General features: G+C 34.0%; 20 protein-coding genes. 11 read left to right on the top strand and 9 right to left on the bottom strand.

Going from position 1 to position 19,050, the window contains the following annotated elements:
- Nucleotides 1-98 precede the first annotated feature (98 nt).
- Nucleotides 99-947, top strand: coding sequence for a LysR family transcriptional regulator (locus Q4496_RS15725; protein ID WP_215971935.1), 849 nt, complete (start codon nt 99-101; stop codon nt 945-947).
- 77 nt (nt 948-1,024) lie between these two features.
- Here the strand turns inward: Q4496_RS15725 and Q4496_RS15720 are convergent, their stop codons facing one another.
- The 3 genes from Q4496_RS15720 to Q4496_RS15710 all read right to left on the bottom strand — a co-directional run bounded on the left by Q4496_RS15720 (nt 1,025) and on the right by Q4496_RS15710 (nt 2,952).
- Nucleotides 1,025-1,273 (bottom strand): hypothetical protein, encoded by a 249-nt coding sequence (locus Q4496_RS15720; RefSeq protein WP_215971936.1) that lies wholly within the window; start codon nt 1,271-1,273, stop codon nt 1,025-1,027.
- Between the two features lie 25 nt (nt 1,274-1,298).
- The gene (locus Q4496_RS15715) at nt 1,299-1,577 is read right to left on the bottom strand and encodes a hypothetical protein (protein ID WP_215971937.1); all 279 of its coding nucleotides are present in this window, start codon (nt 1,575-1,577) and stop codon (nt 1,299-1,301) included.
- Between the two features lie 577 nt (nt 1,578-2,154).
- Nucleotides 2,155-2,952: an AraC family transcriptional regulator gene (locus Q4496_RS15710; protein ID WP_215971938.1), complete on the bottom strand. Its 798-nt coding sequence runs from the start codon at nt 2,950-2,952 to the stop codon at nt 2,155-2,157.
- 95 nt (nt 2,953-3,047) lie between these two features.
- On the opposite strand from Q4496_RS15710, the gene Q4496_RS15705 reads away from it, so the two are divergent.
- The gene (locus Q4496_RS15705; RefSeq protein ID WP_303610799.1) at nt 3,048-3,425 is read left to right on the top strand and encodes a DUF3224 domain-containing protein; all 378 of its coding nucleotides are present in this window, start codon (nt 3,048-3,050) and stop codon (nt 3,423-3,425) included.
- Nucleotides 3,426-3,618: 193 nt separating this feature from the next.
- On the opposite strand, the gene Q4496_RS15700 is transcribed toward Q4496_RS15705, so the two are convergent.
- A complete protein-coding gene (locus Q4496_RS15700) occupies nt 3,619-4,587 on the bottom strand; it encodes an integron integrase (protein ID WP_215971940.1) in 969 nt (322 codons plus the stop codon).
- 352 nt (nt 4,588-4,939) lie between these two features.
- Here Q4496_RS15700 and Q4496_RS15695 point away from each other — a divergent pair, with 352 nt between their 5' ends.
- The 6 genes from Q4496_RS15695 to hxpB all read left to right on the top strand — a co-directional run bounded on the left by Q4496_RS15695 (nt 4,940) and on the right by hxpB (nt 9,174).
- A complete protein-coding gene (locus tag Q4496_RS15695) occupies nt 4,940-5,341 on the top strand; it encodes a hypothetical protein (protein ID WP_303610798.1) in 402 nt (133 codons plus the stop codon).
- A gap of 100 nt (nt 5,342-5,441) precedes the next feature.
- The gene (locus Q4496_RS15690; RefSeq protein ID WP_303610797.1) at nt 5,442-5,768 is read left to right on the top strand and encodes a hypothetical protein; all 327 of its coding nucleotides are present in this window, start codon (nt 5,442-5,444) and stop codon (nt 5,766-5,768) included.
- Nucleotides 5,769-5,897: 129 nt separating this feature from the next.
- Nucleotides 5,898-6,617, top strand: coding sequence for a DUF2971 domain-containing protein (locus Q4496_RS15685; protein WP_303610796.1), 720 nt, complete (start codon nt 5,898-5,900; stop codon nt 6,615-6,617).
- 682 nt (nt 6,618-7,299) lie between these two features.
- Complete coding sequence (locus Q4496_RS15680) at nt 7,300-7,836, top strand: DinB family protein (protein ID WP_303610795.1); 537 nt, start codon at nt 7,300-7,302, stop codon at nt 7,834-7,836.
- A 273-nt stretch (nt 7,837-8,109) separates the two neighbouring features.
- A complete protein-coding gene (locus Q4496_RS15675; protein ID WP_303610794.1) occupies nt 8,110-8,382 on the top strand; it encodes a hypothetical protein in 273 nt (90 codons plus the stop codon).
- Nucleotides 8,383-8,496: 114 nt separating this feature from the next.
- The gene (hxpB, locus tag Q4496_RS15670; protein ID WP_303610793.1) at nt 8,497-9,174 is read left to right on the top strand and encodes a hexitol phosphatase HxpB; all 678 of its coding nucleotides are present in this window, start codon (nt 8,497-8,499) and stop codon (nt 9,172-9,174) included.
- A gap of 326 nt (nt 9,175-9,500) precedes the next feature.
- On the opposite strand, the gene Q4496_RS15665 is transcribed toward hxpB, so the two are convergent.
- Nucleotides 9,501-10,463 carry a zinc transporter ZntB gene (locus Q4496_RS15665; protein ID WP_215971944.1) on the bottom strand — a complete coding sequence of 321 codons (963 nt, stop codon included), beginning with the start codon at nt 10,461-10,463 and terminating at the stop codon, nt 9,501-9,503.
- Between the two features lie 52 nt (nt 10,464-10,515).
- A complete protein-coding gene (locus Q4496_RS15660) occupies nt 10,516-11,862 on the bottom strand; it encodes a magnesium transporter (RefSeq protein WP_215971945.1) in 1,347 nt (448 codons plus the stop codon).
- Nucleotides 11,863-11,989: 127 nt separating this feature from the next.
- Between Q4496_RS15660 and Q4496_RS15655 the strand changes: the two genes are divergently transcribed.
- The gene (locus Q4496_RS15655; RefSeq protein ID WP_215971946.1) at nt 11,990-12,484 is read left to right on the top strand and encodes a DUF1353 domain-containing protein; all 495 of its coding nucleotides are present in this window, start codon (nt 11,990-11,992) and stop codon (nt 12,482-12,484) included.
- A 128-nt stretch (nt 12,485-12,612) separates the two neighbouring features.
- On the opposite strand, the gene Q4496_RS15650 is transcribed toward Q4496_RS15655, so the two are convergent.
- The 3 genes from Q4496_RS15650 to Q4496_RS15640 form a co-directional block, all read right to left on the bottom strand.
- Nucleotides 12,613-12,912 carry a hypothetical protein gene (locus tag Q4496_RS15650; protein ID WP_215971947.1) on the bottom strand — a complete coding sequence of 100 codons (300 nt, stop codon included), beginning with the start codon at nt 12,910-12,912 and terminating at the stop codon, nt 12,613-12,615.
- A gap of 166 nt (nt 12,913-13,078) precedes the next feature.
- Nucleotides 13,079-15,820 (bottom strand): TonB-dependent receptor, encoded by a 2,742-nt coding sequence (locus Q4496_RS15645; protein WP_303610792.1) that lies wholly within the window; start codon nt 15,818-15,820, stop codon nt 13,079-13,081.
- Between the two features lie 310 nt (nt 15,821-16,130).
- A complete protein-coding gene (locus tag Q4496_RS15640) occupies nt 16,131-16,481 on the bottom strand; it encodes a hypothetical protein (protein ID WP_215971949.1) in 351 nt (116 codons plus the stop codon).
- A gap of 405 nt (nt 16,482-16,886) precedes the next feature.
- Between Q4496_RS15640 and Q4496_RS15635 the strand changes: the two genes are divergently transcribed.
- Together Q4496_RS15635 and Q4496_RS15630 are read left to right on the top strand one after the other, a co-directional pair.
- Nucleotides 16,887-18,416, top strand: a complete 1,530-nt coding sequence (locus Q4496_RS15635; RefSeq protein WP_215971950.1) for a cell wall metabolism sensor histidine kinase WalK — start codon at nt 16,887-16,889, stop codon at nt 18,414-18,416.
- Nucleotides 18,413-19,048 (top strand): hypothetical protein, encoded by a 636-nt coding sequence (locus tag Q4496_RS15630; protein WP_215971951.1) that lies wholly within the window; start codon nt 18,413-18,415, stop codon nt 19,046-19,048. The genes Q4496_RS15635 and Q4496_RS15630 overlap by 4 nt, the downstream gene beginning before the upstream one ends.
- Nucleotides 19,049-19,050: the final 2 nt, after the last annotated feature.

Below are 19,050 nucleotides of genomic sequence, written 5' to 3'. Positions count from 1 at the left end.
ATTGTAGTGCAGTGTATAGTCAGACTGTTAAATAATAAAATGCTATATTTTGATGTGTTCAATCAAAAAAAGTGATTACAGGCGGTTTTGGAAATATAATGAAAATTGAATTATTAAGAACGTTCCTTGAAGTGAGTCGAACGCTACATTTTAGAATTGCGTCTGAAAACTTATTTATTACGCAATCAGCAGTAAGTGCGCGTATAAAATTATTGGAAGACGACTTAGGGGTTTTGTTGTTTGATCGCAGTCAAAAACATTTAAAAATAACGTCAGAAGGTCATCGATTAATTAAACATGCTAATGAACTTTTGTTTATGTGGCAGAAAGCTAAACAAGATGTTGGTATGTCTGAATATGATTCTCATCAGCTTGTTGTTGGTTCTATGATGTCAATATGGGATATAGTGTTACAAGATTGGCTAAAAAAAATTCATCGTAATATGGATGATGTTAGCTTGTTGACAAATACTTATTCACCCATTGAATTACGCAAAAGTGTGCTTAGTCGCGTTATTGATATTGCTTTTCTGTTTGAACCTCCTTTTGTTGAAGATCTTATTACTGAAAAGGTAGCAAGTGTTCCTTTACATTTAGTGACAACTGAGCCACATGATTTGGATAACCTGACCTCATTAGAAAATTTTATTATGGTGGATTATGGTGATGCGCTTAATGCACAATATAGACGAGATTTTCAAGATATGACCCCAGCAAAACATTATATGAGTCAGCCGAGAATAGCGTTGAATTTTTTACTTGATGCGGGGGGAAGTGCATATTTACCAAGGCAAATGGCATTTGAATATATTGAAAAAAATCAGTTGTTTGTTGTTGAAAAGGCGCCAGTGTATTCACGAGAAGTTTTTGCGGCTTATTTAGCTAAAAGCCAGAAAAAAGATATTATTGAGCAAACGATTCAATTATTTCCTTATCTAAAAATTTAAAAAAGACTCAAATTAAATAGCTCACTTTTGTAAATGAGCTAAGTAATTTGAGTCAATAAATCTTCTTATTGCATAATCTATTCTTCAGTAGGAAGAGAGCTTATACGTTTATAAAAGCTAGTTTCTAACTCTTCATTAATACAATGTAATAAATATGTATTTAAGTTTTCTGACGCTACTTCTTCTAGCTCAGCATATTCCTTACATTCACTAAACAAGTTTTGTATGTAACTTTTTGGTGCGTCTTCTAATTCATTGTCGTTATCTTGGCTGCAAGCTATGTTGGTGAACAAAGTTAACAATGTAAAAGCTACTATTTTTTTCATGTTGTTCTCTCTTAGGTGGTATTTGTTAGCTATCCCAATAATCGCTAAACGAGTTGTTTTCTTTTTCGAATGTTCTTTTTTCACGTATAGAATCTAATTTTTGTCTAGTTTGATATTGTTGTCTTGCTGATCTTTTAAGATTTTTCTTAATCATCTCTTTATTTTTTGAACCATAGGCAATTTCGAAACCTGCGATGCCAGTATCAAAAATTAAATCCGCATCTGCATCTATATCTTCTTCAAGATCAAGATCTATATCCATATCTAAATCAGTGCTAGCATCTTCATATGTATTAATGTTCATTGATTTACCCTATAAAAATCAAAGTTGAATTTTCATAAAATAATGTACCTATATTTATTAATTGAAAAGCGAAATATTTTTGTGTTTTCAATCAAAATATTTGATTGAATAAGGGAGATAAATAAATTTTAAAATGATAAGTCCAGATGAATTAAGGACAATTTAGAAGATAGGAGCATATATAAAAGGGGAAGGGCGCTATTAACTTAATGATTTATATTTAATGTTATATGTGTGGGCTGTTATATAAATTTAACCAGCTAATTACATTGAAGATGTCAGTTATTATAGTCTAAAGCTACCATCTGAGAACATTTAGTATAAGCACTTAATTACATCTGGTTTATTATGAATAAAATTAAGTTCATTTTGTGCTTGGGTGATATTATTTTTTGTTTGACTAGCTAGAGCATAACCGACAAAACGGTCATTAGCATCAATAGCTTTTGAGTTGTATTTGTATTCAGAAGACTTTTAGCTATCTTCACGATGATAGGCAGCAATGCCAGCAAAGCGGTCGTTCACGGAATTGTATTTGTATAACTACTAGAGTGCATAAAGCACAAATTTCAGCTTATCAGTACGATTGGTTAATGTAATTTATTGGTGTCACACCAATAATTTCTTTAAAGTCTCGAATTAGATGAGATTGGTCTGTATAACCTAACCATTCCACTATATCTAAAAAATTCACATCTTCTTTTTCAATAAGTTCTAATGCTTGGTGAAGACGATATTTACGAATTAACCATTTAGGACTTAGCCCTAAATAATATTTAAAACAACGTTGAATTGTGCGAATTGAAAGGTTTGATTTTTTAGACAAATGCTCAACTCTGGTGATATCTGAGTCATTTTTTATTCGATTAACCAGCTCCCTGACTCTTATCAGTTCTGATGAAGATGTTATTACAAAGGGAGTCATATAAGTTTGCAATAAATCAACTATTTGTTCATCGTCCTGTAGCCCATCCAGCTCTGAAATAAACGTGTCCGCATCAAAGTCTACTAATTGCTGAAAATCTAATTCTTTGTCTACATACTTAGATAGGGGCGATTCTAAAAAATCTGTCAACGCTCCCAACGCAAACTTTATTCCAATAATTTTCCCAACACCTTCCATTTTATAAGAATAGGTTTTACTAATAGGGCCAATTAATTTTAGTTTTCGATTATCTAATATTAAATGAAAGTTTGGATCGGGTAAGTTTTTCTGCGTATGGTTTTTTTCATCTCTAAGATCCCAATTCACAAGCCAAAATTGTTCGATTAATTCTATCAAAGGTTCATCAGGAAAGTACCTGCGTAAGTGATATCGCTCTGCACTAAGCTTGTGATGTTGCACTCCTGTTGGATTTTTAACGTTACTCTTCAAAACAGTTCTCAATTCAATGTCGTGTTTTTACAATACCATGTAACGCCCATGGTATTCTTACGCTAAGTTTTCTATTGAATATACAAGAGGTCATTATGCAACTGAAGGGAATATTTCAAATCATTGATTGGAAAGAGTCTATTGAAAAATCGTTTGATGAAGGGGGAAAGCTGACTACTGCGATTGTTTGCCAAGATTACAGTGGTGATATTATAGGTAAAAGTGAAATTAAGTTTCAAATGAATTATGAGCCTAACGGAAACGCTACTTTTATCGGGTTTGAGTTCCTTTTGGGAAATATAGCAGGAAAACCTTGTAAATTGACGATAAAGCATGATGGAAAGTTTGAGGAAGGATCAGCCAAAAGCCAGTTTGTCATCCTTAATAGCAGTACCCATGAAGAGCTGGTAGGTTTGAAAGGATATTTCAAATCAGCAGAGGGCGGGCAAGCGAACTTCGTTATAGGTTTATAGTTGACGTTAAAAATAGAATATAAACGGCAGCAATGAGCTTTCAGGAGTCATAGCTGTCGTAACACACCAAATTCGATTGAGCAACGCAATGACTGGCTCCTGAGCGACCAAAGCTGTCATTCACGTTTGAAATATTAACGATCACTTAGTGCGTATTGTTGACGTTAACCTTAATTTTTTTATCCTATATTTTCTAATGCTTATTTCTATCAATAGGGCTTAAAATTCCAGAAGAATGTTGACCTATAACATGAGTATAAATTTGAGTCGTTTTAACATCTTCGTGTCCTAGTAGCTCCTGTACTGTTCTTATGTCGGCACCATTTAATAGTAATTGCGTGGCAAAGCTGTGCCTAAAAGTATGAGCGGTAACGCGTTTATGAATATTTGTTTTTATTAATGCTTTTCTAAGGACTTTGCTTAGTGCTGTCCAATGTAGATGATGACGACAAAAATAGCCGTCTGTTGGGTGTTGACACTTAACAGTAGAAGGAAATATGTATTGCCATTTTAACTCGGTAATAGCATATGGGTATTTTCGGGCTAATCCAGCAGGTAGACTCGTTTTTCCTTGACCTTCAGCTAAATCTTTCTGGTGAATGTGTTCAACTTTTGCAATTTGGTCTTTTAATGGGTCTATCAGAGTGCTGGGTAACAGTGTTATCCTATCTTTAGCTCCTTTACCACGAAATACATAAATTGAGTTACCTGAAAAATCTATATCCTTTATTCGTAATCTCAGAAGCTCTGCTTTTCTTAGCCCACATCCATAAAGTATGCTAAACATGAGGTGATAGGGCGGCTTTAATTCGTTAATAATAGCCATGGCCTCATCGTTTGATAATACAGTAGGCACTCTTGTTGGTGTCTTAGCTCTAATTGTACCCGCCAATAATGTTAATTCTCTTTGAAATACATGTCTGTACATAAAAACAATGGAGCATAAGGCTAAGTTTTGTGTTGATGAGGTTACATTCCGATCAACGGCAAGATGAGTTAAAAAGTTACTAACTTCCTCTTCTCCCATATCCTTAGGGTGACGCTTTTGATTAAATAGAATAAAGCGCTTTATCCATACTAAATAGGTTTTTTCAGTTTGTATGCTGTAGTGCATCGTACGAATAATATGACGTATGCTTTCTAAAAAAGGAGATGGAGACATAATTAAACCCTGTTATCTGTATGTATATACAGTTATAGTTTTTAATTAAATAAATATCAAACATACTTATAAAAATATATTACTGAGCCGGCTCAGTAATATATTACAAATGGCAAACATCACTCAATATAACTGCCTATCTAACTGAATTTACGTTGATTTGTAGTTTTTATAAAGTATAGACGTTACTGAGCCGGCTTAGTAATATCTGTACTTCGGTTTATATTATATTTTTATTGTTTCTAATCCGTTGAAGTTATGAGATATTATTACGAATTAAATAATAATTATGAAACGGACATTACTGAGCCGTATACATAATAAGCTGTTAGGGCAACAAGGAAGTTCTGCTATGAAATATATCACCGCAATTGTTTTTTCTTTTCTATCATTAAATGTAATTGCTGAAGATGGTTTGGTTACACAATTTGTTATAACTAAAACAATCAAAATATCTGAAGAATCAGAAACGCGTCAAATTTATAATAATGCGGTATTAGTTAACTTTAATGATGTTCATTCAATTGATTTTAAAGGTCAATATACATTCAAAATAACTACTCGTACCGACGACTTTAAGAAAGTCAATCTGTTAATCAATCTTAAAGATATATCTACAGGTAAACCATATTATGTGGGTGGTCACGCTATGGATTTAACGGTAGGTGACTCTGCAAGCTTTGAGTTGAATCATAGCAATACAAATATAACATACAGCGTACAGCTTGATACGTCATATGGTAAGTTGCCCTAACAAGTCGTTAAAGCAGGACAAATAACAGTTGGCTTTTGCTCCTGCGTCGCTTATTTTAGCCAACATATTATTTGCCTCTTAACGAGGCGTTATATGTACTTTGAGTTTAGGTGATATGAAAAAGTATTTTCATTATTTTATAACTTTAGAGATTACGACGCTTTTACTATCTTTAGTGAAAACAGGTGGTGTCTTTTTCGTCATTATGTTCACGCTAAATTTCTTAGATAAGTTTCTATTTGGTGAAAGTTTCGATTACTCAATAGCGTCATCTCTAGCTATTTGGATACCTTTATTAAAAGGATCGTTTTTAATATCTCTTATACCTATGGTATTGCGTGCCTTTTCAAAGTGGCAATATATAAAAAATCATGAATTAACAATTTCTAACTATAAAATTATTCACGATAAATGGGAAAAACAATAATATAGTGGCATGTACATATAACAAGTCACTGCAAAGGACTAAAAACAGCTGGCTATTGCTCGTGCCTCGCTTATTTTAGCCATCAATTTTTAGCCTCTGAGTGAGGCGTTATATTTCTCATAGGGATTCATGATTACTCCAACTAATTTATTCAAATATCGTAAATTCGATAAAAGTAGTATCGAACTCCTAGTAAATGGAGAGCTATGGTTCGCTAATCCTAGTTCACTGAATGACCCCTTTGAAGGGGAGTCTTCATTTTCAGAAGTTCTCCAAGCTGTTTGGGAGCGCTATCCATTTCCCGAAGATGAAAGAAAAAAATATAAAGAAATTATAGAAAAGCAGTTACAAACTACTGGTATATGTTCATTCAGCAAAACTAGGAAAAATCAATTAATGTGGTCTCATTATGCAGATGAGCATAAAGGGATCTGTATTGGGTTTAATGAACGCATTCTTCGTCCAGACGGCTCAAATATTTTTCCTTTAGATGTTACATATCAAGCAGAGTACCCATTTAACGAAATTATTAATAGATTTAAATACTTTGAACAATTCCCTGGAGTTAATAATAAACAGAGCATAGCTGGTGATATTTTTTATTCAGTACTTGGTACAAAATACTCTAGTTGGAAATATGAAAAAGAACGTAGGCTTATATTTCAAAAATCTCAAGCAATAAAGTTTCCTGAAAAAGCAGTTAACTCTATTGCGTTTGGTTTAAGGATGGCAGAAAGAGATAAGCTAACTCTGAGAAAGCTTTTATCTGGTAGTGAATGGAAGCATGTGAAATGGTATCAAGCAGTTAAATCAAAAACCAAATATGCTTTAGAGTTTCAAAAAATATAACAAGGCGTTACACACAGAAATTTTACTCGCTGCGCTCCCCAAATTCTGGTGAGCTTGGCGTTCAATGTACTACGTAATCTGAGGGTGAAATGGATTTAAATAAGTTTTCAAAAGTAGCAGAGTCTTTAAGGCAGTACAGAAGAAAAATTTGGGACACCCATCAATTAGCACCCATAATAATCAGGCAATAATAGACAGCCTCTTTAGGTTTTTTGGGTTACTCAAATATTGATTAATTCGAGGGAATTAAGATTATCTTCGGAGATATTATGAATATTGGTGAAATGGTTGAATTTAAGCCGAGTTAAAACCGTTATTTTGAAATAACATAAAATTAAATAACTAGCGCTTTTAGTGTGTGGGTTATGCGCTATTCAAACAGGCTCTCGCATTGGCTATGCCATGTGTACGTTGCAAACCAACATGTTCGCTAAAATCACATATCACCAAACTTAATCAAGGTAAATTAAGCTTAGTTTATGGATTGAATTTCATCCACGTTATTATGGGTGGTCAAATAAAACTCAAATAAAACTTCAATGAAAAGTATGTTATGTTTTGACATGCTAGCCTCTGTTTTATATTGTTGACACAGTTAGTATGGCTCTGGTTTGTAAAACTAGCTCACGTTCAGAGGCTAGCATCTCGTGGGGAGTCATTGTGTTTATACCTAAGGAGAGTTATGTCACTTAAATTAAATTTCGAATTGATGGCAGAGTATAATCAAGGGATTAATGAAAATATTTATCAAGCTGCTTCTAAGTTAAGTGAAACTAATTTGGCTAAAGACCAAGGTGTATTCTTTGGTTCAATTATTAATACTCTAAATCATATCCTTGTAGGTGATACTATTTGGCTTCAACGCTTTGCCAATCATCTAGAAAGTTATCCGGCACTTGATTATGTTCGGGCACTAGAAACACCAAAATCACTTGATACTATTTTATATTCAGAATTTGGTACGTTAAAAGAAAAACGAGAAAAAATGGATAAAGTGATTAAACTCTTTACTAAAGAGCTTACTGATAAGGCTATTTCTGAACCGCTTTCCTATAAAAACACAAATGGTCAGGCATTCATTAAAAACTTTGGTCACGTATTGCAGCACTTTTTTAATCATCAAACACATCATCGTGGCCAGGTATCTACTTTGCTATATCAGCAAGGCATAGATATTGGTGTCACAGACTTGTTGGTTAACATACCAAATGTGGGGTAAGGTATAACAAATTGCTGCATCGGATTGCCAAAAGCGTCACTTCTTTTGCGAAAAAACTGCAAAAGAATCGCCACTTTCGTCAACACGCTGAGCGAGGCGTTGAGGCTGTAGAATAACTAACTCAGTCAAAACGATGAGTTTTTTTAGCTCCTGTATCAGGCTGTAGAGTGTTAACGCGATATAGGTAATGCATTTAGTACCCCTATTTTATGGGGAAATTTATAATAAACGAGTTATTCTACAAACTCGTTGGATAATAATCACGGTAAGCATATGGAAATCAATTCAAAAGCAGAATTAGACGCAAAAGTTGAATTTAATAAGATTGATCAAATTCAAAAAATCGAAAGTAAACTTCACAGATTAAGCTTTATTCCTCTCTACTTTTTCGCTTTTTTATTACTGGCGTATTTTGGATTAGATTTAGCTAATGATTTAAGTGGTGCTGTAATAATATTAATTATTTCTATCGGTATTGTTGGTCAATCTAATGTTCAAAGAACTAATTTACTTAAAGAGCTCTTTGAGCTTAAATACAGTAAATAAATTATGTATAAGTTGCTCAAAGGACTAAAATAGTTTGTTCGTTTTTTGCAAAGTACCGCAAAAAAAACAATCCAACCGTTTTAGCATCTTAGCAAAGCGTTAAATGGAATCAGTATGATGCAAGCTGCAATTTTTGATATGGATGGAACGTTAATCGATTCGGAGCCGATGTGGAAAAAAGCGGAAAAGGAAATTTTTTCATCTTTAGGCGTAAAAGTAACTAATGAACTTTCATCTCAAACTGTTCGGATGACTACTCGTGAAGTAACAGAGTTTTGGTATAATCATTTTCCTTGGTTAGGTAAAAGCTTAGGTGAAGTCGAAAATGAAGTTATTGATCGTGTAGCAGAATTAATTATTGATGAAGGTGTTGCTTTGGAAGGAGTATATAAAGTTTTAGACTTTTTTCAAGAAAAGAGTTTTAAAATCGGTTTATCAACTAATGCTCCTTCAAAACTAATTCCTATTGTTTTAAAAAAACTTAATATTTCTCATTACTTTCATGCTACTTCTTCTTCGGAACATGAAATAAAAGGAAAACCTGATCCAGCCGTATATTTATCTACGGCTAAAAAATTGAATGTTGAACCCTCAAAATGCATTGCATTTGAAGATAGTGTTTCGGGCATCCTTTCTGCAAATCAAGCAAAGATGAAAACTGTTGTAGTTCCACCTGAACTTGAGTTTACAGATGAAAAATATGAATTATCTTATATTAAGCTTAAGTGCTTATCTGACTTTTCCGACACTCATTTAGAAAAAATAATTAATCATATGGAGTTAGGTGTCTAAAAAATTCCATTTAACAAGAGACTATGGTTAGTTATCAATACAAAACCTCATCCGAATCAATTCTTGACGACTAACAGCTAATGTCCGCAATGTGGCAAAAGTTATCGTTCAGAGACAACACACCACTGCCAGCTATGAGCTTGTAGGAGTCATTGGCCTCAATTCTACATTCGTATTTATAATGACTGGCAACAAAGTCACTACAGCGGTCACTTGAAACAACTGAATTTATAAATACATGTTAGGTTTTAAAGCGTGATAATAGCTAGATGTTTTTTTATTGGGGTATTCAAGAGGTTTGTGAATACAAACCCTCGGTAAATAAACTAAAACCATTTTTTCTTTTTGAAGATCCAAACTTGTAATACCACTACAGCAATAAGTATTAAGATAAAAATACTGAATGCACTGGTGTTATCCGAACCTGGGATACCGCCAACGTTAATCCCTAATAAGCCGGTTAAGAATCCTAAAGGAAGAAATATTGCGGCAACAACCGATAGCACAAACATTCTGTTATTCATTTGTTCGGCTAATTTATTGTTTAGCTCCTCTTGGCAGACAATTGCTCGGTCTTTAATAGAATCTAAATCTTCAATGTAGCGTGTTAAATGATCAGAGGTTTCTCGTAATTGTATTTTTTCTTCGTTAGAAAAAAGTGTGATTTTATCACTTACTAATTGAGTCATCGCTTCTCGCTGAGGTGATAAATAACGTCGAAGAGATATAATTTGTCTTCGTAAGTCAGAAAGCTCATTTCGTAGATCATAACTATTTGCTGCTAGGGTGTTCTCTTCTATTTCTGATACATTATCTTCTATTTCATAAAGCGTTTGACTCATTCTTACGATTAAATTTTCGGTCATTAAAGTGATAAATTCAGACGCACTTTTAGGGCCACAATTGTTATCAAAATTAGTCGCTATATCTTTGGTTGATAATAACGTACGAGCACGTGTACTGATAATATTATTTTTAGTGAACCATATACGGATAGATACCATATCTTGAGGATCACTATTAGGTGCTAGATTTACCCCCCTTAATGATAATAATACTCCGTCATTAAGCATGGTTGCTCTAGGGCGAGTTTCATCATTTAGTAACGCGCTAATAACAACTGGGTTTAAGTGTTCTTGCTGTTCTAGCCATTGTTTTGTTTCGTCTTTCGTATAATCAAAATGCAACCAGTAAGGGCGATTACTTTCTAACGTATCGAGTGATGAAATAGTGTCGTTTGGGCTACTTTGATCAAAATAATAACCATAAATGAACGCTGCTTGACTCATAATTACCTCTAAATTGTTATCTCTAACAAAAGTATAGTTTGTTATAAAATGTTTATAACAATAACAATGTACCGCAGCCTAAGAATGCGATAAAACCAAATATATCTGTGACGGTAGTTAAGATTACAGCTCCTGACAAAGCAGGATCGATTTTAAACTTAGTTAGTATCCAAGGGATCCAAACTCCAGATAATGAAGCAACTAGAATATTACCTAAGATCGCGAGACAAATGGTGACTGATAACATAGGATTTGAAAACCAATAAAAAGTAATTATACCGATGACTGTTGCCCAGAGTATGCCATTTATTGCTCCGACTTTTAGTTCTTTATTGATGATAGCTTGTCTATTCGAGTCACTTATTTGTCCTAATGCTAACCCTCTAATAATTAGCGTTAATGTTTGACTACCGGATATTCCTCCCATTGAAGCAACAACAGGCATTAGTACCGCTAAAGCGACTACTTGTTGTAATGTAGCTTCAAATAATCCGATAAACCAAGAAGCTAAAAAAGCGGTTACTAAATTAACACCTAACCAAATCGCACGGTTTTTACTACTTAGCCATACACTAGAGAATAAATCTTCTTCTTCACTTAAACCGGCTGATTGAATTAACTGATTATCTTTTTGTTGTTCTTTGTATTTGTATGCTGTATGTAAGTCTAAGCGCCCAGTTAAGCAACCATTTTCGTCGATGATGGGTAATGCCAATTTACCTGAAAGAATTACTGCTTCAGCGGCTTCATCTATATTTTTAGTACTGTCTAATGCTATAAACTCTTCATCGACTAACTCGCTTAATGGTTGTTCATCATTTAAAAGTAATAATTTATTAATCGCTATTTCACCGAGTAAAACAGATTTATTATCAATAATATAAATAACTTCACTACAAGCAGCTTGTTTTTTTGAGCAAATTTTCTTTGCTGACGATACTTTTAACTTAGCAAGGATTTTGTGCTCATCAAAACTTTGCCAATGGCCAACTTCGTCTTCTGAATAATCTTGTGCTTTTTTGAAATGTTCGCGCTGCTTTGCTGTCATTTGAGAAATCGCATACTCAATAAAGCGAACACTTAGATCTTCGGTAAGTTCAAGTAAGCTATTAGCATCTAATTTATCAAACAGCGGTAAACATGCATCATCATCCATAGCATTTAATAGCATTTGCCTGGATTCATTTTTCATCTCTAGGAAAATATTTTGCTGGTACTCACTACTGAATTCTTTCCAAAGCATTAAACGAGGCTTTATTGGAAACGCTTCGAGTAGAATGGCAGTATTTTCGGGTAACAATTCACGTTCAATTTCTACGGTAAGTGCATTGAGTGGTAATTCATGAGTAAAAAGCTCATCTACTTTTTCAATATATTCAGGTAATAACTCTAAAGACATTACTTTTCCTAATAGGCCGTTGTTCAACAAATTTTTTTAATTAAACTAAGTGAAATTTTACGTTTTAATCTATGATACATTTAACTATAGAATCACATTATTAACTATTAATAATGTGATAAATTTTATGGAAATGCCAAAATTACAGCCCTTTGCCATTAAGACACAACGTTTTTCGTTTTATTCTAAGCTATGGCGTTTACTTTTTAGAAAAAGGCAATGGCAACTTGTTGAAGATTGGCATTATGTATTACCAAATAAAAGGGTCATTATTATCCCTAAAGGATTTGTATTTGACGGTAGCTCCTATCCATCAATCGTATGGATCTTTTTTTCACCGACAGGGCTGCTGTTAATTCCAGTGATATTGCATGACTTTTGTTTTAAATATAATTATTTATGGGCAAAGCAGGGGGAGCGAGTATATAAATTTAAGGCTGGTAATGGTTTCTTTAAATGGTCAGCATTAATACGTAATGTCGGTATTGAAAGGAATGAATTATTGTTGATTGACTATTTTATGTGGCTTGTTTGTATTAGTTTTGGTTGGATAAATTGGTTTACTTTTCAAAGAAAAAAATCAGTGGAGTTATTTCCTGTTAATGCGAATAAAAGCATGTAGTTGTATAGTTACTGTGAGGTAGTTTCTAGAATGACGATAATTATTCATTTATTAGTTATGACTGAAGATGAGTAATTTAAGTGAGTACTTTATCGATCACGCTCTATTTAGGTATTCTCTGATCGTTATTACCCTGTAGGTAATGAAAATAATGGGGAGCTATGTAATTTAGGGGCTTGTGTATCAAATGTTATGTCATCGATTGACATTTTGTCACAATATTGTTCAATAGCAGCGATGTCTTTAGTGCTTATTTGTAATAAATTTTTTTGCATCATGCCGTCAATGTATGCGTTATTACCATTTAAATTAATATTAGCGACTGCACTATAGGGCTCTCCATAGTTTTCAACACGTATAGCTTTCACCATTTTTACTTCGAAAATCCAATCATTTATTTTAATATGACGAGTTATTTTTTCATTCATCTTATATGCCTCTTGTTGATATATAACAATTATGATTTTTCTTAATTGTTCGATCCAAAAAGCTGACAGCATAAACTATCAGCTAAGTATATTAAACTAACAATAACTGGACTATATTTAAAAAATGCTATGACATCATTGCTATTTTATTAGTAAACATTATTTGTTAGAACGTATAGGTAGCACCTAAGTAGAAAGTACGGCCGTTTTCAGTTACATTGTATAGTCTGTCTGCTGAGTCACTGTACTGTTCCTCTTTCACATCAGTTAAGTTGGTACCTTCAATGGTTACTTTTAATTGTTCCGATATATTGTAAAAAGCTGAAAAATCAACATAGGTGGTTGCATGGTAACCACGTTCATCTTCATCACTATTTGATGAGACATCTGAAATATAATCACTACGGTAAGCTGCGGAGATACGTGTTCCCCAATTTTCTTGCTCAAAATAAATGGTAAAGTTGCCTGAATGCTCAGATAATCCAGGGAACGATTTAAACTCATCAACTCCAGTGTTACCCACATTGCGATACAAGGCTTCGCCATCGGCATAAGTATAATTAATAATTAGCCCCATATTATTTAGTGGCTCTGGTAAAAAGTCTAAATCTCGCTGAAATGCCATTTCATAACCGCTAATATTGCTTTTATCGGTATTAATAGGCTGAATAACGGTATACATAGTATCTGCTGTTTGTGGATTGCCATTGCCATCAACGTCACCTAAAAATGATAATGAATAGCCAGTATTTCCATACGCTAATGAGGTTGTATTGGTAACAATGAAATTGTCAATTGATTTAGTAAAGTAGGCGGCAGATACATAACCGACTTCATCGAAGTAATATTCTATTGCTGTTTCAAAATTAGTTGATTCAAATGGTTGTAGTCCTGGATTACCTGCAGAAATGCTCAGGCCATTTGTTGAGTTAGGATCATTTTGTACTGTTCCTGTTGCATTTAATGCCGCTAATGAAGGGCGTGTAACATTTTTTCCAATACTTGCCCGTATCACTAGGTTATTGGTCGCCTCCCAAGCTAGATTTAATGTTGGCAATACACCAGAGTATTCTTGTGTTACTTCAGTAAGTTCATTATTGACTAAACCTACGGAACTAATGTTTGTATTGTAATATCGAGCACCTATATTGCCACGTAAGAAGCCATTAGAAAAGTCAGCACTAAATTCGTATTGTAAATAAGCGCCTAAGGTCTCCTCTTCTACTTGGTTTGAATAGCTAGCTTGAGGTAAGTTACTATCAATGCCATAGGCATTTAATACGCTAGGTACGTCAACAACTAACCACTGTTGTTCGTTATGTCCTGTATAGGTATAAGTTACATTAGGGTCAATAATATCGCTTATATCTCCTTGTTCCCATTCGGTACGTAAGATATTGTCAGTTTTGTTTTCCCATGCTTCATTTTTAAAGTTTTTTAAGGAAATACCTGCAGAGATAGTACCAGCATTATCTAACATATAGATTGTGTCTAGCTTGGCAAGGTCAAAGCTATTCGATATTTGATCTTCTTCTAGATCTATTTCGTGGTACCTATACTCATCAACGTCGGTTACATCATAGCCATAGGTGTTAATGCCATAAAATTGATTCTTAGTATAGTCAATTGTTTGATCACCAAAGGATTCCAAATAGACTTTAGTGCTTCCAGTATCAAAATCACTATTAGCGTGACCAACTAATGCTTTTAAAGTGAAGCTATCAGTGATGCTCCATTCACTATTTAACACCATTTGGGTTAATGTAGTATCAGCATTTTGTTGACGACTTTCTGAGTGAATCGCTGCGTTTTCAAAATGTGAATAGATTACTTCGTTACCCGCATTATATTGTATATCGACTAAACTTGAGCAAATAGGTGCGTTAGCTTCTGCTTGGATACTACTATAAGTTGGGCCTGTGCAGCCTAAAGCAGTAGAGCTTGAGCCTCTACTTTGCAGGTGAAATTCATTACGGTCGTTATCCAAAACACCGTATAAGCCATCAAACCCTATTTTAAAGTTACTACTAGGACGATACTGCAAAGCAACGGTTGCACCAATACGGGTTTGTTCATTTTCAAATGAAGAATAACGGCTACCGCGTGAAAACCTTAGGTCACCACTGTTAACAGCATCTTGGTTTTCCTGAGATAGAGCCGAAATATCCGACCCATCTGCATTTTTTAATCGCCAACGATAGGTATTAAAGCCTTGTTCATTGGTATTACGTTTGCTGTAGGCGATCGATGCTAAGGCACCAAAATCTCCCCATGTATTCGAAATTAATGCAGCTACTCGAGGACTTGTACCATCGGCTAAAGTATTTTGTCCTATTTGACCACTAATCGCCCCTTTAAAGCCATCATAATCAAAAGGTTTTGCAGTTACTAAATTAACTGTTCCACCGATGCCACCTTCATCCATGTCGGCTGAGAAAGATTTGTTCACATCAACACGGTTAAATAACTCAGAAGCAAAAATGTTAAAATCAAAAGCGCGTGAGCGACTGATTGAGCCACGACTATCCATAGCCGAAGATGAAGTACCTAATGCTTCCATTCCATTAAGCTGAACTTGGGTAAAATCTGGGCCTAAGCCACGTAATGAAATTTGTCGGCCTTCACCACCTTCACGAGTAATGGCAACACCAGGAATACGCTGCAATGCATCGGCAAGGTTAAGATCTGGAAAGTCAGCGATATCTTCAGCTACAATTGAGTCTTGCGTACCCAATGCATTTCGTTTTAAGTCTTTTGCTTGAAGTAAACTACCGCGAAAGCCTTTAATTTCAATTGTTTCTATGTCACCTTCATTTGTATCCGTTTGTGCTAAGGTCGTTATTGATACAGAGCTGAGAGCGCCAATAATAGCTATAGCTAGTGTCTTTTTGGCGAAGTGCTTTTTCATGTGAATCTCCGTTTATAATTTACTAATGAGCTCGCAAGGGGCGAATGACGAATATAAAGTAAAGCTTTAAATGCTGAGTTAATGATTTCGAAAAGGATGATACATAGCTTGTGTCATTGGTTAATTGAAGTACTATTCTCTTAGGGATAAATTTAATCAATGTTTTGCCTATTAACGTTACATTTGTGTAGTGGGAAGTAACTTTTTTGAATTGGTTCAATTGTTTAGCTTTAATTAGAGCGCACTAAATGCTCAAAAAAACCGACTGTAAGGGGACAGCCGGCTTAATAGATCTTAATAGCCTAAAATACTAATCTTCAGTATTAGCCATATCTGTTACTTTATCTTTCAGCTGAGCGATAAAGCTATTAAATTCAGCTTCCTCAATTTGGCCATCTTGATTGGCATCGATATTATTGAACTCTTCTTGCAAGAAGGTTAGGTGAGAAACAGCAACTTCATCTTGGCTTAACATGCCATTTGCATCGCCGTCTAATTCGGTGATTAATGCAGGGAAGCTAAGTTGTTGTTCGACTTTAGCCATTGTTGGCTGAGAACTTTCTATCGCTGTACTTATTTTATCTTCAGCGTTAACAAAATTAGAAGCAAGAGCCGCAGTAATTACCATTACAGTAACTTTGAATAAATTAATGTTTTTCATTTTGATACCTTTTTATTTGTAGTCGAGCAACGCTCGATGTGTATTTACGATAAAATCCATAATGAGTTAAATAAATCAGTGTATATGCATTATTTATGCTCTGTTATGTGTTCGAATACAGTGATTGCATACTCCATGCCTACTTTGTAATTCGTTGTTTTTATTGGTATATTTTTTATTTTTAGGTGTTTTCTCTAGTAGGTGTGTCTCTTTTTGGCGACAGGTTTATTGGTGTGATAAAGTTTTATGAAATTAAAAGTCCTTGTTTTAAAATAAATCTTTATAAATCAATGGGTAATAGAGTCGTTTTTTATTCTGATATTTGTCTCCAATTTGAGACATCATTGTATTTACATTAAAAATGACATAAAAAGGCGTTGAATTAATGATAAGGAGTTATTCAGGGTGCTTTGGCTGAAGAAATTGAAGATCGATCTTGGTAGTAAATTAAATCGAGTAAAATCGTTATCAATAAAGACATTAACTTTTTTGGGATTTACACTCGTTGCATTGCCTTTAGTTTTAGCGCTTTTATACAGTGCTAAGCAGGTGAATGAACTCTCTAAGCAAGGGGCTAGTTCTATTTTTACTGTGGCAGAATTAATTAATACCAACCAAAAAATAAATAATACATTAAAGAAAATGGAAAGGTACGCTAGCCAATACTTAGTACTGCAAGATATTGAATTAATAGATAACTACATTATTGAACAACAAATATTACAGGCAACCAATGAGAAGCTACATCAGTTTGATGATAGGGTAATTAAAGAGTTGAGTGAACAGTTCTCAACAGCAATACTTCAGGTGCACCAGAGTATAATGATTCCTAGCACGACGACATTAAATACTGATAGTGTAGTGGTGGTAACGTCTTTAGAAGAATTACAGAGTCAGTTTAAACGGTTGATTAATATTAATGAGGAAATAGATACGCGTAGCCGCGAGTTTATCAGTCAACAAGCGCAAGGCATCAAAGATGCTACAGAGAAAGTAAGCCATACCTTATTACAAAGTCTATTTATTATCCCAATTTCATTATTAATTGCAGGGATATTTATTGTATTAATCACTCAGCCTCTCAAACGGTTAATTCTAAAAATAGGTAGACTTCAGCAAGGTAATTTTGAACAAGATACTAATTTACCTACGGACTATGTTGCTGGTTTTCTTGAAATTAAAGAGATTAATGATGCATTAAATCGTATGAGAGGCCGCTTACATGCGCTAGAGTTACAAAAATCGAGCTTTATTAGGCATATTTCTCATGAATTAAAAACGCCATTAGCCGCAATACGAGAAGGTACAGAGTTAATTTATGATAACAGTGTTGGTTCGCTTAATAGTGATCAACAGGAGATAACTAAAATTATTCGTAACAGTACAACTCGATTACAACGGTTAATTGAAGAGCTACTTGATTTTAATATTGTTTTAGATTCTACAAGTTTGCAAGATAAGGAAACGATTAATTTGTCAGAACTTATTGAACAAGTCTTAAATGATAGAATACTCGATATTAAACGCAAAAATATCATAATAGAAAAAGATTACCCCAATATCACTATTGAAAGTAATATGAAGCAACTCAATGTTATTATTGATAATTTATTATCTAACGCTATCAAATATTCACCTGAAAACGGAATGGTAAAAATATTCGCGGTTATTTGTAATAATCAGTTGGTATTTTCCGTTAGCGATCAAGGGAGCGGTATTGAAAAGGAGCAACAAGGTAAAGTTTTTGATGCTTTTTATCAAGGAACACCAGCCAAAGATTATAATATTAAAAGTAGTGGTCTTGGTTTAACTATTGTGAAAGAACTACTGATGAGATTAAATGGTGACATTACGCTTATTAGTCAAACAAAGCCGCCTAGTGGTACAACAATGAAAATCATACTTAATAGTGTTGGTATTGGAGATAAGCAATGAATTTAGTTATAAATGCACAGGATATAAAGCAAGGCTTTAAATTCTATAAAGCTCTTTTTATTGTGTTTATTAGTATTGGAATTACTGCATGTCAAAATACTGTACCGATTGAGAAATCTTTATCGCCTCAAAGCACAGAAGAAGATGCCAATAATACGATTGTCACTAATACCGTTAGCTTTGGTCAGTATTATCTCAAACTTAAGACACTATCAGACGCTGAGCTGCAAAAAGAGATAGAAGAGCAACAGGCTAAAAAGCGAGCCGGTAATATTGAAGCTGGAATTAATTTAATTTTATTATATAGCTTGCCTAATTCTTCTATTCATAATGTTTATTCGGCTAAATCTCAACTAAATGAACAATTAAAAACGTATCAGAATTATCCATTGAGTACAGCTGATCAAGCTTTTATCCGTTTACTTAAAGATCAATTAAATCAGCAGTTATTCTTATTCCAGAAGTTAATTAATCAGGAGCTTGCTTATGATAAGCAAGTGACTAAAAATCGAATTAATGAGAAAAAGCAAGTGAATAAAATTGCAGCACTCGAATTAACCGTTAAACAGTTAACAGAACAAATAACTCAGCTGAAAAAAATTGAGCAAAATATTAGTGAGCATGGACAATAAAT

Source organism: Colwellia sp. 5_MG-2023, from assembly GCF_030547795.1.
In the GTDB taxonomy this organism is placed as follows: domain Bacteria; phylum Pseudomonadota; class Gammaproteobacteria; order Enterobacterales; family Alteromonadaceae; genus Colwellia.
The sequence above is the reverse complement of the archived record's forward strand: the minus strand, read 5'-3'. Positions and strand labels throughout refer to the sequence as shown.